Here is a 15,447-nt window from a genome sequence, read left to right as displayed (position 1 = left end):
GGAGCGGGCCGTGGACCTGAAGATCCGGGACGTCGGCCACGCCTACGGCCCGCTCACCGTGCTGGACGGGATCGGTTTCGAGGTCCCGGCCGGCCGCATCGTGTGCATCGTCGGCCCGTCCGGCTGCGGGAAATCCACCCTGCTGCGGATGATCGGCGGGCTGGAGCGGCCGGATAGCGGCGAGATCCTGCAGGTCGGCGCCCCGCCCGCGGCCAGCCTCAACCCGCTGACCTTCATCTTCCAGGATTTCGCCCTCCTGCCCTGGCGCAGCGTGGAGGGCAACATCCGCCTCGTGCTGGAGGACCATCGCCTGGGCGCGGCGGAGACGGAGCGGATCGTCGCCGGTGTGCTCGCCCGCACCAACCTCACTGAGTTTCGCAAGGCCTGGCCGCGCCAGCTCTCCGGCGGCATGCGCCAGCGCGTGGCGATCGCCCGGGCGCTGGCGGTGTCGCCCGCCGTCATGCTGATGGACGAGCCGCTCTCGGCCCTGGACGCCCAGACCCGCGAGCTGCTGATGGCCGATCTGGTCGCCCTGTGGGAGCGCGAGCGGTTCTCCGCCGTCTACGTCACCCACAACCTGGCGGAAGCCGTACGGCTCGGCCACCGGGTCATCGTGCTGTCGCGCCGTCCGGGCCGGATCCGCGAGATCGTCGATATCGACATGCCCCTGGGCGAGCGGACCGGCCGTATGGCCGAGCTGGAGGCGCATCAGTCCCGGCTCTGGGCACTGATCCGCGACGAGGCGGAAGCGGCGGAGAAGGAGCTGGTCGGTGGCTGAGAAACAGGTTCAGCCGGTCCCGTTCCGCGGCGGCGGCTTCACCGCGCGCAAGCTGGGGCTGGTCGGCCCGCTGGTGTTCGTGGCGATCGTCGCCCTGTGGGAGATCGGGTGCCGCACCGGAGTGATCCCGCCGCTGGTGCTGCCCGCCCCCTCGGAGGTCTATGCCGCCCTGGCCCGGCTGGTGGAAACCGGACTGATCTGGGACCATCTGGGCGCCTCGCTGCAGCGTCTCGTCGTCGGCTGGAGCCTGGGGACGGTGCTGGGTGTCGCCGTGGGCTTGAGCATCGGGCTGTTCTCCCTGGCCCGGGCCGGGCTCGCCCCCATCGTCGCCGCCATCTTCCCGGTGCCGAAGATCGCCCTGCTGCCGCTCTTCGTCATCTGGTTCGGCATCGGCGAGGGCTCCAAGGTCGCCACCATCCTGTTCGGCACCTTCTTCCCCACCGTGGTCGCCACCTATGGCGGAGTCGACAATGTGGACCGCACCCTGATCCGCATGGGCCAGTCCTTCGGGCTGTCCTGGTTCTCCATCGTGCGCAAGATCATCCTGCCCGGCGCGCTGCCGGCGATTCTGCCGGGCTTCCGGATCTCCGCCGCCATCGCCATCGTGCTGCTGGTCGCCGCCGAGATGATCGGCGCCGAATACGGCATCGGCGCCTATATCCTGCTGGCCGGCAGCCTGATGGCGACCGACGAGCTGATCGCCGGCGTCGCCATCCTCTCGGCCATCGGCCTGGTGGTGAACTGGCTGATCGGCCGGGCAGAACGCGCCCTGCTCGCCTGGCGCCGCTGATCCGGCCTGCCGACCAGAATCTATTGGCCGCCATCCCCGACCGGCTTCGGCGGTTCGGCCTCTTCCGCGTCCGGCTGCGGATCCTCGGTGCGCGGATCGAGCTCGAACATCATGGTGCCGCCACGCGGGGTCGGCACCAGTTCCGCCTGCTCCTCCAGCGCCACCGGCGGGCGCGCCCTCAGACGCCACAGACCGAACAGCACCAGCAGGAACCACACCGCGGAAACATGCAGGAACAGAGCGCGCGGCCCCATCGCCTCCATCAACAGCGAGGCGATCAGCGGACCGACGATGGCGCCCAGGCCGTAGGTCAGCAACAGGCCGCCGCTCATCACCACGAAGTCGCCGGCCTCCAGCCGGTCATTGGCATGGGCGAGCGCCAGCCCGTAGATCGGCAGGAACAGGCCGCCCAGCGCGAATCCGGAGATTATGGCCCAGGTTACCGAGATCGACGCCAGAAACGCCGCCGCCGCGCTGACGATGGAGGTGGCGAAGGCGGCGGCGATAAGCAGCAGGCGGCGGTCGAAATGCCGGTCGAGGGCGGCGATCGGCACCTGCATCACAGCACCGCCGATCACCACCGCCGTCATGAACAGGGAGATGCCGACGGCATCGAGCCCGGTCTTCTGTCCGAACACCGCGCCGAGCGACCAGAACGCCCCATTGCCCACGCCCACCGCCAGGGCGGTGGCGAGCCCGAGGGGGGAGATCCGCCAGAGATAGAACAGCCGGATCTTCACGTTCTGGATCGGCGCCGGCGCCTGGGCGGTCGAGACCGCCGTGGGCACCAGGGCCAGAACGATCAGGATCGCCGACAGGCTGAACAGCTCGAACCCGGCCGGCGAGGCGACGCTGAGCAGGAGCTGGCCGACCGACACCGCGCTCAGGTCGACGATGCGGTAGACCGAGATGATCCGCCCGCGGGTCTCGTCGGTCGCCCGGTCGTTCAGCCAGCTCTCCACGATCATCGTGAGCCCCGACATGGCGATGCCGGACAGGGCGCGCAGCAGGAACCAGGCGACCGGATCCCCCGCCAGCGCATAGGCCAGCGCCGTCGCCGCCGCCAGGGCGGCCAAGGCTGCGAAGCTGCGGATATGGCCGACCCGCTGCACGATCCGCGGGGTCAGCAGGCAGCCGATCACGTAGCCGACAAAATACCCGGACATGGCGAGGCCGATGGCCCCCGTCGCCATGCCCCCCAGGGCCGCCCGGGTCGGCAGCAACAGGGTCAGCAGCCCGTTGCCGGCAAGCAGCAGGGCGAGACTGGTCAGCAGGGCGGAGACGGAAGCGATCATGGGATCCCGGGCGCTATCGCAGAAAGGAACGGCCGGCCTAGGATAGGGGTTCAACGACACACCGGGCAAATGAACAGCCCGGGACAGCCGGAGACGCCCCGCCATGACCCATCCCTCGCTCACCCCCCAGGACCCGCTGGACCCGTCGCTTCTTCCCGACGGCGTGCGCTCGCGCTTCGTCGAGGACATCAACGGGCTGCGCATGCATCTTCTGGAGGCCGGATGGGAGAAGGCGGCGGACAAGCCCTGCCTGCTGCTGCTGCACGGCTTCCCGGAGCTGGCCTATAGCTGGCGCAAGGTGATGCCGGCCCTGGCCGAAGCGGGCTATCACGTGGTCGCCCCCGACCAGCGCGGCTACGGCCGTACCACCGGCTGGGACGCCGAGTACGACGGCCCGCTGACGCCGTTCCGCCCGCTTAACCTGCTGCGCGACATCCTAGGCCTGCTGGCCGCGCTGGGCCGCCGGCATGTGGAGGCGGTGATCGGCCACGATTTCGGCTCGCCCATCGCCGCGACCTGCGCCCTGGTCCGCCCCGACGTGTTCCGCGCCCTGGCGATGATGAGCTCGCCCTTCCCCGGCCCGCCGAAGACGCCGTTCGAGGCGCCGGCGGCGAAGGCGGACGTCCATGCCGACCTCGCCGCCCTGGCCCGGCCGCGCAAGCATTACCAGTGGTACTACGCCACCCGCCCGGCCAACGCGGACATGACCGACTGCCCCCAGGGCCTGCAGGCCTTCCTGCGCGCCTATTACCACCACAAGAGCGCCGACTGGCCCGGCAACAGGCCGTTCCGGCTGGACGGCTGGACGGCGGAGGCGCTGGCACAGATGCCGACCTACTACATCATGGACCTGAACGAGACGATGGCGCAGACCGTGGCCAAGGAGATGCCGTCCGACGCCGAGATCGCCGCCAATAGCTGGCTGCCGGAGCGCGAGCTGGCGGTCTATGCCGGCGAGTACGGCCGCACCGGCTTCCAGGGCGGGCTGCAATGGTACCGCTGCAACACCACGGGCGCCTTCCTGTCCGAGCAGGAGGTGTTCTCAGGACGCACCATCGACGTGCCGGCGACCTTCATCGCCGGCGCCCAGGACTGGGGCATCCACCAGTTCCCCGGCGCGCTGGAGGCGATGGCCAGCGATGCCGTCTGCCCGGACTGGCGCGGCACCCACCTGATCGAGGGCGCCGGCCACTGGGTGCAGCAGGAGCAGCCGGAGGCCGTGGTGGAGCAGCTGCTGGCGTTTCTGCGGGGGGTGTAGAAAGCGCGCTCGTTATGATTCCACCCCCCCACACTCTCCGGATTTATTCCGGGGCAATCGGGTCAACCGGGCGGGGGTGGGTGGATTTTCTCCGACGCCAGGTTTCGCGCCCAGCGCTTGCCCCGGAATAAATCCGGGGAGTGTGTGAAAGGGATGGGGGGAGTGAGGTCATCGCCATGACTCTGCCGCCCGACAGGCGTATGATCGCGGCCCCGCATCCCGATATGCCGAGTGCCCCCGCCCATGTCGCTTCCTCCGCACTTCCTCGACGAGCTGCGCGACCGCGTGACGGTCTCCAGCGTGATCGGCCGGAAGTACAAGCTGGAGCGCAAGGGCCGCGAGTTCCTGTCGCTCTGCCCGTTCCATAACGACAGCAAACCGTCGCTCTCGATCGTCGACGACAAGGGCTTCTATCACTGCTTCGCCTGCGGGGCGCATGGGGACGTCTTCAAGTTCCTGATGGAGAACGACGGCCTCAAGTTCATGGAGGCGGTCGAGCAGGTCGCGTCGCTGGCCGGACTGGAAGTGCCGAAGGAGAGCCCCGAGGAGCAGCAGCGCGCCGAACGCCGCCGCTCGCTGCAGGAGGTGGTGGACCTCGCCTGCCGCTGGTACGAGCGCCAGCTCCACACCTCGGCCGGCGAGGCCGGACTGCGCTACCTGAAGGAACGCGGCCTGACCGACGAGACGGTCAAGGCCTTCCGCCTGGGCTGGGCGCCGGACGACCGCAAGGCGCTGCAGCGCGCCCTGAAGGCCGAGGGCGTGGACACCGAGGTGCTGGTGGAGGCCGGTCTCGTCAAACGCTATGACGAGGGCGAGCGCGCTGGCGAGACGGTCGACTACATGCGCGGCCGGGTGCTGTTTCCGATCACCGACCGGCGCGGCAAGGTCATCGCCTTCGGCGGCCGGGTGCTGGGCGACGGCCAACCGAAATACCTGAACTCGCCGGACACCCCGCTGTTCCACAAGGGCCGGGTGCTCTACGGCCTGGCCCAGGCGCGCGAAGCCGCCCACAAGTCCGGCGAGCTGCTGGTCGCCGAAGGCTACATGGACGTGATCGCGCTCGCCCAGGCGGGCTTCCCGGCGGTCGCCCCGCTCGGCACCGCGCTGACCGAGGACCAGATCGTCGAGCTGTGGCGCCTGACGCCGGAGCCGATCCTGTGCTTCGACGGCGACACCGCCGGCCAGCGCGCCGCGCGCCGCGCCTGCGACCGCGCCCTGCCGCTGCTGAAGCCCGGCCATTCGCTGCGCTTCGTCACCCTGCCCGAAGGCCAGGACCCGGACGACCTGATCAAGCGCGACGGCAAGAAGGCGCTGCGCGACATTCTCGGCACCGCCCGGGGGCTCGCCGACTTTCTGTGGGCCAGCGAGCTGGTGTCCAATCCCACGGACACCCCGGAACGGCGGGCCGCCTTCTTCAAGCGCATGCGCGACCTGGTGCGCGAGGTCGCCGATCAGGGCGTGCAGATCGCCTACCGGGACCACATGGAGGCCCGGATCGAGGAGATGCGCAGACCCCAGGGTCGCAACGGGGGGCGCGGCTTCGGCGGAGGCGCCGGGCGCGATCAGGGCCGGGGCGGTTTCCAGCGGAGCCGGGGCAACGACCGCCAGCGCGGCGGACGCTGGACCCCGCCGCCGCCGCCCGAACCGGTCGGCAGCCGCACCGCCCGCGCCCGGGTCGATGCGGTCCTGCCCCGGCGCCAGCAGCAGGTCATTCTGGCCACGTTCATGCACCATCCGGGACTGCTGGACGAGCTGGGCGAGGTGCTCGCCACGCTCTCCCTCGACGACCCATTCCTTGACAAGCTTCGCCGTCAAATTCTAGAGATCAACGCGGAGGACCCTGGGCTTGACGCGGACGGTCTTCGCGACCACTTCATGGCGTTAGGTTATTCGGACACTGTGGATGGCTTGCTGGCCGACGAGGCGCTGCACCATGCGGGCTTCGCTCGGAAGAGCGCCAGCCATTCCGATGCGCGACAGGGATTGGCGGAACTGCTTGGACGATTCGCCGGCCCTCTGCTACGAGAGCAACTGTTCGATGCGCAGCGGGAATACGGACAGACATTCAGCGAGGCTAGCTGGCAGCGCATGCTGAGCCTGCAAAGCACGCTTCAGGCGATTACCTCCGCGTCGGCGCTGGAAGACGCGAACTGAGAACGGAGCCGGGGTCGACACCGGCGACAACGATGAGGTCGAAGGCTCATGGCGACTAAGACAGCGACGGCGGCTCAGAACGACGACGAGGACACCCGCGAAGAGGGTGCCGCGCCGGACGGGCCGCTGCTGGACAATATCAACCAGGCGGTCAAGAACCTCATCAAGAAGGGCAAGGAGCGGGGCTACCTGACCTATGACGAGGTGAATTCGGCCCTGCCCCAGGAGGAGATGTCCTCCGAGCAGATCGAGGACATCATGAGCGCCCTCAGCGAGATGGGCGTCAACGTCGTCGAGAACGAGGACGACGGCGACAAGGACGAGGACAAGGGCGAGGCCGACGGCGCGGTCGCCGGCAACGTCTCCGACGAGGATGTCGGCCGCACCGACGACCCCGTGCGCATGTATCTGCGCGAGATGGGTTCGGTCGAGCTGCTGTCCCGCGAGGGCGAGATCGCCATCGCCAAGCGCATCGAGGCCGGCCGCGAGATGATGATCGGCGGCATCTGCGAGAGCCCGCTGACCATACGCGCCCTGGTACACTGGCGCGACCAGCTCAAGGACGGCGCCATCCTGCTGCGCGACGTCATCGACCTGGAAGCCACCTACGGCGCCGAGAACCCGCCGGCCGCTCCCGCCGCCGAGGGCGTCGGCGGCGACGGCACCGCCACCGAGAAGGCCGAGGGCGAGACCGAGGACGACGACGAGGATTCCGAGGACGGCGAGGACAACAACCTGTCCCTGTCGGCGATGGAGCAGCAGCTCATCCCGCAGGTGCTGGAGAACTTCGACAAGATCGCCGACACCTACGGCAAGCTGGCGCGCATGCAGAAGCGCCGCATCGAGAAGCTGACCCGCGGCGAGGAGCTGGCCCGCACCACCGAGCGCAAGTACGAGAAGCTCAAGGGCGAGCTGATCGAGGCGATGGAGAGCGTGCGCCTGAACAACGGCCGCATCGAGGCCCTGGTCGAACAGCTCTACTCGCTGAACCGCCGCATGACCCAGGTGGACATGCAGCTCTGGCGCATGGCCGACAGCGTGAAGGTGCCGCGCCAATCCTTCATGGCCGAGCATTTCGGCAACGAGCTGGAGCCCGGCTGGGGCGAGCGCGTGTCGAAGAAGGACGCACGCTGGGCCCGGTTCTTCGAGAGCTACGGCGACCAGATCGAGAACCACCGGGCCGACCTGGCCGTGATCTCCGCCGATGCCGGCCTGCCGATCAGCGAGTTCCGCCGCATCGTCCAGACCGTGCAGAAGGGCGAGCGCGAGGCCGGCCGCGCGAAGAAGGAGATGGTCGAGGCGAACCTGCGCCTGGTGATCTCCATCGCCAAGAAATACACCAACCGCGGCCTGCAGTTCCTGGATCTGATCCAGGAGGGCAATATCGGCCTGATGAAGGCGGTCGATAAGTTCGAATACCGTCGCGGCTACAAGTTCTCGACCTACGCCACCTGGTGGATCCGCCAGGCGATCACCCGCTCGATCGCCGACCAGGCCCGCACCATCCGCATTCCCGTGCACATGATCGAGACGATCAACAAGCTGGTGCGCACCTCGCGCCAGATGCTGCACGAGATCGGCCGCGAGCCGACCCCGGAGGAGCTGGCCGAGAAGCTGGTGATGCCGCTAGAGAAGGTCCGCAAGGTCCTGAAGATCGCCAAGGAGCCGATCAGCCTCGAGACGCCGATCGGCGACGAGGAGGACAGCCATCTCGGCGACTTCATCGAGGACAAGAACGCGGTCCAGCCGCTCGACGCCGCGATCCAGGCGAACCTGCGCGAGACCACGACGCGGGTGCTGGCCAGCCTGACGCCGCGCGAGGAGCGGGTGCTGCGCATGCGCTTCGGCATCGGCATGAACACCGACCACACCCTTGAAGAGGTCGGCCAGCAGTTCAGCGTGACCCGCGAGCGTATCCGCCAGATCGAGGCGAAGGCGCTCCGCAAACTGAAGCACCCGTCGCGGTCGCGAAAGCTGCGCAGCTTCCTCGACTACTGATCCCCTGCCTGAGGACGACATGGGGTGCGGGGTCCCAGGGAAAACGAGGATCCGACGGTCAAGGCCGCGGCGGCGAAACCGGACTCCCTAGTCCGGCGGGGCCTGAGCCGGGTGTACCGGTTCAGGTCGGTCAGGATGGCGTTCCTGGCCGTCATCCTGCCCCTGGTGATCACGGTGGTCGGCGGGTTCTTCGTCCTGCTGGAGGTCGAGACCTATAACGACGCGGTCGAGCGGCTCGAGATGAAGCTCGACCGGACGCTGGCCAGCAATTCGGTCATGCTGGCCCGGGCGGTGTGGGAGCGCAACGAGGCCCTGATCGCCAGCCAGGCGGTCCCGGCCTTGATCGACCCCGACCTGATCGGCATCTTCATCACCGACCGCGCCGGCCGTACCCTGGCCGATTTCGGCGCGCGCGAGACACCCCTGGGCAAATCCATAACCGGCGAGGCGCCGATCCGGTTCGACGCCGGCGCCGACCTCCAGGAGGCCGGCCGGCTCGAGCTGGTGATGACGGATGCCGGCATCCGCGCCTCGGCCCGCTCGCGCACCCTGGTGCTGATCGCCTTCGCCATCCTGCTGAGCGTCGCCATCGTCTTCGCCGCCCAGGCGGCATTCGACCTGGTGATCGGCCGGCCGCTGAAGGAGCTGCAGAAGGCGATCGACAGCACCCGCCTCGGCGCACCGCGCGAGGAGGTGCAGTGGAGCGGCGCGGACGAGGTCGCCCGGGTGATCGAGGCCTTCAACCGCATGCAGCGCCGCCATACCGCCTATGAGAACGCTCTCGACGAGGCCCGCATCGATCTGGAGCAGCGGGTCGAGGAGCGCACCGTCGAGCTCAAGCGCGCCCGCGACGAGGCCCGCGCCGCCAACCGCGCCAAGAGCGCCTTCCTGGCCAATATGAGCCACGAGCTGCGCACCCCGCTGAACGCGATCATCGGCTTCGCCGAGGTGCTGAAGAACCAGAAGTTCGGCCCGCTGGGCGACGAGCGCTACAGCAGCTACGCCGAGATCGTGCGCACCAGCGGCACCCACCTGCTGGACCTGATCAACGACCTGCTGGACCTGTCTCGGGCCGAGGCCGGCGGCCTGATCCCGGCGGATTCGACCCTCGCCGTCGACGCCCAGATCCGCCGGGCCATCGACATGAGCCGGACGGAGATCGACGCCTCGGGCCTGACGGTCCGGGTGGCGGTCGACGCGGACGTCCCGGCGCGGCGGTCGACGACCGCCGGTCGGTGTCGCTCTTCGTGGCCGATACCGGCATCGGCATTCCCGAGGACCAGATCGACAAGGTGCTGGAGCCCTTCACCCAGCTCGATACCCGCCTGCACCGGGAACACCGCGGCGCCGGGCTCGGGCTGCCCCTGTGCCGGGCCATCGCCCAGGCCCATGGCGGCCAGATCCTTATCGAGAGCACGTTCGGCGAGGGGACCCGGGTCACCGTCATCCTGCCGCCCTGGCGCGCCCTGCCGCCGGCCGACGACACTCCGCCGACGGAAGCCTGACCGTCAGGTGCGCCGCTGCCCCGGCTACAGGATGCGTTCGAGAAAGATCGTCTCGGCGATCGGCGTGTCGTAATAGGCGGTCCGGCGGCTGAAGCCGAGTTTGGCATACATGGCCACCGCATCGCCCATGCGGCTCGGCATGGTGTCCAGCACCATGGCGGTGAACCCGACCGCCCGGGCATGGACCATTGCCGCCTCGCCCAGGCGCCGGCCCAGCCCGAGGCCGCGGCCCGCCGGCCGCACATAGAGCCGCTTCATCTCGCAGATGCCGGAGCCCAGGGCCGGCAGCGGCTTCACCGCGACGCCGCCCAGCGCCGCCCCGTCGGCCGCCCGGGCCAGCAGGATGCCGCCGGGAGGACCATAGACCCGCCCCAGCGCCGACAGCTCCGCCTCCAGCCCCTGATAGCCGAGATCGACCGCCAGCCAGTCCACGTATTCGCGAACCAGGGCGGCGAAATCGGCGCGGTCGGACGTGCTGGCCGCCACCGAGACAGTGACGGCCTCGGTCACGGCATCACCAGCTCGCCGCGCATCATCGCCACGCAGCGACCGCCGACCCGGATCGCGGTTGTGGCACCGCCGGCCCGGTCGACCTCGCCCAGGAGCAGGGACGGGCGGCCCATCTCCACCCCCTGGGCGATGCGCAGGGCCATCATGCCATCCGCCGGTCCGTCGAGTTCCGCCAGCAGGCCGAGCAGGGCGCCGTTGGCGCTGCCGGTGGCCGGGTCCTCGTCGATATCGTCGAGCGGCGCGAACATCCGGGTCCGCACGTCGACCTCGTCCTCGTCGCCGGTGCGCAGGTAGCAGTGGATGTCGTAGACCGGCCGGGTGGCGAGACGGCTCTCGAACTCCGCCCGGATCGGCCGCGCCGCCTCCAGCGCCGCCCGATCCGCGAGTTCGACCAGGATGAACTCCAGCCCGACCGTGCCGCCGATCGGCGGGTGGCGGTCGATGCGGATGGCGCTTTCGGACAGGCCCAGGCAGGCGGCGATATCGGCCGCCGGCACCTCGGCGCCCCGCTGGAAAGGCTGCGGCACCGTGAGCTGGGCGCCGACCGGCGTGCCGCCCTCGCTCAGGATCGAGATCGGCACCAGCCCGGCGCCCTCCTCGAAGCGGACCGCATCCGCCACCGGTCTGCCGAACAGGGTCCCGCGCCGGGCGACGACGGTGGCGGTGCCCACATTGGGATGCCCGGCGAAGGGCACCTCGCGCGTCGGGGTGAAGATCCGCACCTGGGCTGTGTTCGCCGGGTCCTTGGGCGGCAGCACGAAGGTGGTCTCCGAATACGCGAATTCGACGGCGATGGCCTGCATGCGCTCGGTCGTCAGGTGCTCGCCACCGAACACCACCGCCAGCGGATTGCCGCCGAACGGCGTCTCGGTGAACACGTCCACGGTCTCGTAGGTCAGGGTCATATCGATCTCCTCAGTCCTCGATGGTCCCGCGCAGAACGCGGACGGACCGGCCGCCGATGCGCACGGCGGTGCTGATACCGTCGTCGTGGTCGACCGCCCCCTGGAGCAGCGACGGGCGGCCCATTTCCACCCCCTGGGCGATCCGCTTTCGCAGGGTTCCCTGTCCCGCCTCCAGCGTGCCGAGCAGGCCCATCAGCGCGCCGCAGGCGCTTCCGGTGGCGGGGTCCTCGGCGACGTTGCGGATCGGCGCGAACATGCGCGCCCGGATGTCGATCTCCGGCTCCGCCACCCGGGCGTAGCAGAGGATCGCGCCGTTGGCGGCCACGGCCGGCTGGTCGGCGAAGCGGGCCGCCACCGGCTGGGCCCGGCGGATCGCCTCGGCGTCGCTCAGCTCGGCCAGGATGAAGGGCAGGCCGACCGAGCCGATCACCGGCGCGTGGCGGGCGACGGTCACCGCCGTCTCCTCCAACCCCAGACAGGCTGCGACCTGCGCCACCGGGATCTCCGCGTGACGCGAGAAGGCGGCGGGGGCGGTGAGCGTGGTCGCGATAACCGCACCGCCCGCGCGCTCCAGGGTCACGGGCACCACGCCGGCGATCTCCTCGAACAGGACCGTGTCGCCGAGCGGCCTGCCGAACAGCTCCCCGCGCCAGCCGACCACCGCGGCGGTGCCGACATTCGGGTGGCCGGCGAAGGGCATCTCGCGCTTGGTGGAGAAGATCCGCACCCGCGCGGTGTTCGCCGGGTCCTCCGGCGGCAACACGAAGGTGGTCTCCGAGTAGTTGAACTCCCGCGCGATCTGCTGCAAGCGCTCGGTCGGCAACCCCTCGGCACCGAACACCACGGCCAGCGGATTGCCGCCGAAGCGGGTGTCGGTGAAGACGTCCACGGTCTCGAAACTCAGGGTCATTCCTCGGTCCTCACACGTGTCGAAGGGCGCACCTCACCCGGTCGCGCCGGCCCCCCAGCGCGTCATGCCTCCCGCCGATGGGATGCCCTCAATCGACCAGGGCGATATTGATCCGGCGGTTCTGTTTTCCCTTGTTCTCGATCTTGGTCACTTCCAGCCGGCCGATCTCGGCGGTCGCCTTCACGTGGGTGCCGCCGCAGGGCTGGTAGTCCACGTCGTCGCCGATGCGGATCATCCGCACCGTGCCGGCCCCGGTCGGCGGCTTCACCGACATGGTGCGCACCAGATCCGGATTGCTCTCCAGTTCGGCATCAGTGATCGACCCGATCGTGACCGCGTGGTCGCCGGCGATCACCGCATTGAGCTTCTCGGTCAGAGCGTCCTTGTCCGGCACGTTCTCCGGCTCCAGGTTGAAGTCCAGCCGGCTCTTGGCGTCGCCGACCTGGCCGCCGGTCACCCCGCCATCCACCAGCGAGCACAGGATGTGCATCGCCGTGTGCATGCGCATCAGCCGGTGGCGGCGCTCCCAGTCGAGGGTCGCCGTCACGCTGTCGCCGTCGGCCAGCGCGGGCGCGCCGTCGGCTGGGACGTGGACGATGCCCGCGACGGTCTTGCCCTTGCGGGTATCCGCCACCGGGACGGTGCGCCCGTCTTCGGTCGTCAGCGTGCCGACGTCACCGGGCTGGCCGCCGCCGGTCGGGTAGAAGACGGTGCGGTCGAGGACGATGCCCTCCTCGCTCACCGCCACCACCTTGGCCTCGCAGGATTTGAGGTAGGAGTCCTCGCGGAACAGCTCCTCGGTCATGATCCACCTTTCGCGTGCGTTCGTCCGGGGTTCGATTCAGGACGCCCCGGCCAGGACTTCCCGGTAAACGTCCATGTCCACATTACCACCGGACAGGATCACACCAACCTTGCGTCCCTGCCAGCGCTCGCGCACCTGCATCAGCCCGGCCAGCGGCACCGCGCCGGCGCCCTCGGCGATGTTGTGGGTGTCGGTGTAATAGGCGCGCATGGCGTCCTTGATCTCGTCGTCGGAGACCTTGATGATCCCGGCCGCACCCGCCTTGATCCGCTCGAAGGCGGCGGCGTTGGGCACCCGGCAGTCGACCCCGTCGGCGATGGTCGGCGCGCTGGCGGCGTTGGTGGAGACCGGATGGCCCGCCTCGAAGCTGAGCGCATAGGCCGGTGCGGTTTCCGACACCACGCCCCACACCTCCGCCTTGGAGCCGACCGCGTCCCGCGCCGCCATCACCGCGCAGATCCCCGAGCCCAGCCCGATCGGCACGAACACCGCCTCCAGGTCCGGCGCCGCCTTGAACAGCTCCATGCCGTAGGTCGCCACCCCGTCGACCAGCCGGTCGTGGAAGCTGGCGAACATGTGCAGCCCGCGCTCCTCGGCCAGGCCCTGGGCATATTCGAAGCTCTCCTGGAAATCGCGGCCATGGACCAGCAGCTCGCCGCCCCAGGCCTGCATGGCGGCGTTCTTCTCCACCGAATTGCCTTCCGGCACGACGACCGTGGCGGACAGGCCGGCCCGGCGGGCGGCGATCGCCACGGACTGGCCGTGATTGCCCCGGGTTGCGGCGATCACGCCGGTCACGTCGGGCCGGGTGCGGCGCAGGTGGTCGACATAGACCGAGCCGCCGCGGATCTTGAAGGCGCCGGCCGGCGTGTGGTTCTCGTGCTTGACCCAGACCTCGGCCCCGACCCGCTCGCCCAGCAGCGGCCAAGCGTATTGCGGCGTCGGCGCCATGACCGAATAGACGATCTCGGCGGCGGAGTTCAGGCGGTCTAGCGCATCGCTCTGGCTCATCGGTCCGGTCCTTGTGTCTGCATTGTCCGCGAGCTGTCTGTCGTGGGGCCTGTCATGGGGACAATGTTACGATTGTCTTTCTGATTGTCCGGCATATTGTCTCCCTTCATTCGGTTCAAGCGGAACATTGTCACCATGACACATTGGCTTCCCGATATCGGCCGGCGCACCGGTCCCCGCTACCGGGCCATCGCCGAGGCCATCGCCGACGACATCCAGGCGGGCCGCCTCGGCGTGGGCACGCGGCTGCCGACCCATCGCGACCTCGCCTGGCGCCTGGGCGTCACCGTGGGCACGGTCACCCGCGCCTATAAGGAGGTCACCGCCCGCGGCCTGGTGGACGGGGAAATCGGCCGCGGCACCTTCGTGCGTGACCCGCGCACCCATGGCTGGGGCCGAAATTCCGACAGCGAGCCGGCGCCGGTCGACATGGGCCTGAATTTCCCGACCGAGATGGCGGAGTCCGAGGCCGCGCTGCGCGCCACGCTGGCGCAGATCGTCGCCGATCCCCGCGACCTGCGGCTGGCCGACTACGACACCAATGGCGGCCGACGCGAGCATCGCGCGGCGCTCGCCCACTGGATCGCCGGCTTCGGCGTGGACGCGACGGCGGAAACCACGCTGATCACCGCCGGCGCCCAGCACGCGATCTCCTCGGCCCTGCAGGCGCTGACCGAACCGGGCGACGTGGTCCTGTGCGATCCGCTGACCCATCCGGGGTTCATCGGCGTCGCCTCGACCCTGCGCCTGCGCACGGTGGGGGTGGACTGGGACGGCGACGGCATGTCGCCCGACGCGCTCGACGCGGCGATCCGCCACCACCGGCCCAAGGCGCTGTTCCTCATCCCCACGGTGCACAACCCGACCTCGCTGACCTTTGCCGAGCCACGGCGGCGGGAGCTGGCGCGGGTAATCGAGCGCTACGGCCTGCCGGTGGTGGAGGACGACCTGTACCGGGCCTATGCCGATGCCGACGTGCCGGCGCCGATCGCGGCCTTCGCGCCGGAGCATGTGATCTACCTGACCAGTGCCTCCAAGCACCTGTCCCCGGGCCTGCGGGTCGGCGCCCTGCACATGCCGCCACGGATGCGCACACGCGGCCGGGCGGCGATCCGGGATTCGGTGTGGATGGCGGCCCCGCTCACCGTCGAGGTGGTGACCCGCTGGCTCGCCGACGGGACGGCGGACCGGCTGCGCGACGGCAAGCGGGGCGCGCAGATCCGCCGGGCCAATGCCGCCCGTCAGGTGCTCGGCCCGCTGATCTCGATCCGCTGCGAGGCCAGCCCCCATGCCTGGCTGCAGGTGCCCGACGCCTGGGAGGGAAGCGACGCGGCGGCGGCCTTGTTGGAGCGGGGCGTGGTGACCACGGCGGGGGAAGTGTTCGCGACGGTGACCGGCGCCGGCCGCAACCGCATCCGCCTCGCGCTGGGCCGCCCGCGCAGCGACGACGACGCCATCGCCGGCCTGCATATCGTCGCCGAGACCCTGCTGCACGGTCCGGCGGAGGACCGTGCCTTCATGTGAGGGC

General features: G+C 69.8%; 13 protein-coding genes and 1 pseudogene. 8 read left to right on the top strand and 6 right to left on the bottom strand.

The features are described 5' to 3' along the window. The first annotated feature begins 10 nt into the window (after positions 1–10). Both BLS34_RS11530 and BLS34_RS11525 read left to right on the top strand, forming a co-directional pair. The gene (locus BLS34_RS11530; protein WP_093150378.1) at positions 11–778 is read left to right on the top strand and encodes an ABC transporter ATP-binding protein; all 768 of its coding nucleotides are present in this window, start codon (positions 11–13) and stop codon (positions 776–778) included. Then, positions 771–1,568 carry an ABC transporter permease gene (locus BLS34_RS11525; RefSeq protein ID WP_093150376.1) on the top strand — a complete coding sequence of 266 codons (798 nt, stop codon included), beginning with the start codon at positions 771–773 and terminating at the stop codon, positions 1,566–1,568. Before BLS34_RS11530 ends, BLS34_RS11525 begins: the two co-directional genes overlap by 8 nt. Positions 1,569–1,588: 20 nt before the next feature. Here the strand turns inward: BLS34_RS11525 and BLS34_RS11520 are convergent, their stop codons facing one another. Further along, positions 1,589–2,863, bottom strand: a complete 1,275-nt coding sequence (locus BLS34_RS11520) for an MFS transporter (RefSeq protein ID WP_051245209.1) — start codon at positions 2,861–2,863, stop codon at positions 1,589–1,591. 103 nt (positions 2,864–2,966) lie between these two features. Between BLS34_RS11520 and BLS34_RS11515 the strand changes: the two genes are divergently transcribed. The 5 genes and pseudogenes from BLS34_RS11515 to BLS34_RS26735 all read left to right on the top strand — a co-directional run bounded on the left by BLS34_RS11515 (position 2,967) and on the right by BLS34_RS26735 (position 9,778). Further along, positions 2,967–4,121: an alpha/beta fold hydrolase gene (locus tag BLS34_RS11515; RefSeq protein ID WP_093150371.1), complete on the top strand. Its 1,155-nt coding sequence runs from the start codon at positions 2,967–2,969 to the stop codon at positions 4,119–4,121. A 243-nt stretch (positions 4,122–4,364) separates the two neighbouring features. After that, positions 4,365–6,275 (top strand): DNA primase, encoded by a 1,911-nt coding sequence (gene dnaG / locus BLS34_RS11510; RefSeq protein WP_093150369.1) that lies wholly within the window; start codon positions 4,365–4,367, stop codon positions 6,273–6,275. Between the two features lie 48 nt (positions 6,276–6,323). Next, the gene (gene rpoD / locus BLS34_RS11505; protein WP_028796298.1) at positions 6,324–8,273 is read left to right on the top strand and encodes an RNA polymerase sigma factor RpoD; all 1,950 of its coding nucleotides are present in this window, start codon (positions 6,324–6,326) and stop codon (positions 8,271–8,273) included. Between the two features lie 135 nt (positions 8,274–8,408). Continuing rightward, positions 8,409–9,344 (top strand): annotated as a pseudogene (locus BLS34_RS26740) (histidine kinase dimerization/phospho-acceptor domain-containing protein); the annotation flags it as partial. Between the two features lie 164 nt (positions 9,345–9,508). Then, the gene (locus tag BLS34_RS26735) at positions 9,509–9,778 is read left to right on the top strand and encodes an ATP-binding protein (protein WP_093150535.1); all 270 of its coding nucleotides are present in this window, start codon (positions 9,509–9,511) and stop codon (positions 9,776–9,778) included. Positions 9,779–9,802: 24 nt separating this feature from the next. Here BLS34_RS26735 and BLS34_RS11490 read toward each other — a convergent pair whose 3' ends face one another. The 5 genes from BLS34_RS11490 to BLS34_RS11470 all read right to left on the bottom strand — a co-directional run bounded on the left by BLS34_RS11490 (position 9,803) and on the right by BLS34_RS11470 (position 13,919). Next, the gene (locus BLS34_RS11490) at positions 9,803–10,288 is read right to left on the bottom strand and encodes a GNAT family N-acetyltransferase (RefSeq protein ID WP_093150368.1); all 486 of its coding nucleotides are present in this window, start codon (positions 10,286–10,288) and stop codon (positions 9,803–9,805) included. Next, positions 10,285–11,193 carry a PhzF family phenazine biosynthesis protein gene (locus BLS34_RS11485; RefSeq protein ID WP_093150366.1) on the bottom strand — a complete coding sequence of 303 codons (909 nt, stop codon included), beginning with the start codon at positions 11,191–11,193 and terminating at the stop codon, positions 10,285–10,287. Before BLS34_RS11485 ends, BLS34_RS11490 begins: the two co-directional genes overlap by 4 nt. Before the next feature lie 10 nt (positions 11,194–11,203). Next, positions 11,204–12,103 (bottom strand): PhzF family phenazine biosynthesis protein, encoded by a 900-nt coding sequence (locus tag BLS34_RS11480; protein ID WP_093150364.1) that lies wholly within the window; start codon positions 12,101–12,103, stop codon positions 11,204–11,206. 88 nt (positions 12,104–12,191) lie between these two features. Next, complete coding sequence (locus BLS34_RS11475) at positions 12,192–12,908, bottom strand: alanyl-tRNA editing protein (RefSeq protein WP_093150363.1); 717 nt, start codon at positions 12,906–12,908, stop codon at positions 12,192–12,194. 36 nt (positions 12,909–12,944) lie between these two features. Continuing rightward, positions 12,945–13,919, bottom strand: coding sequence for a threonine dehydratase (locus tag BLS34_RS11470; RefSeq protein WP_093150360.1), 975 nt, complete (start codon positions 13,917–13,919; stop codon positions 12,945–12,947). A gap of 135 nt (positions 13,920–14,054) precedes the next feature. On the opposite strand from BLS34_RS11470, the gene BLS34_RS11465 reads away from it, so the two are divergent. Then, complete coding sequence (locus BLS34_RS11465; protein WP_093150358.1) at positions 14,055–15,443, top strand: aminotransferase-like domain-containing protein; 1,389 nt, start codon at positions 14,055–14,057, stop codon at positions 15,441–15,443. The last annotated feature ends 4 nt before the right edge of the window (positions 15,444–15,447 follow it).

Origin of the sequence: Thalassobaculum litoreum DSM 18839, assembly GCF_900102465.1 — a bacterium.
GTDB classification, from domain to species: domain Bacteria; phylum Pseudomonadota; class Alphaproteobacteria; order Thalassobaculales; family Thalassobaculaceae; genus Thalassobaculum; species Thalassobaculum litoreum.
Note: the sequence above shows the minus strand (reverse complement) of the source record. Positions and strands in the feature narration are given on the sequence as shown.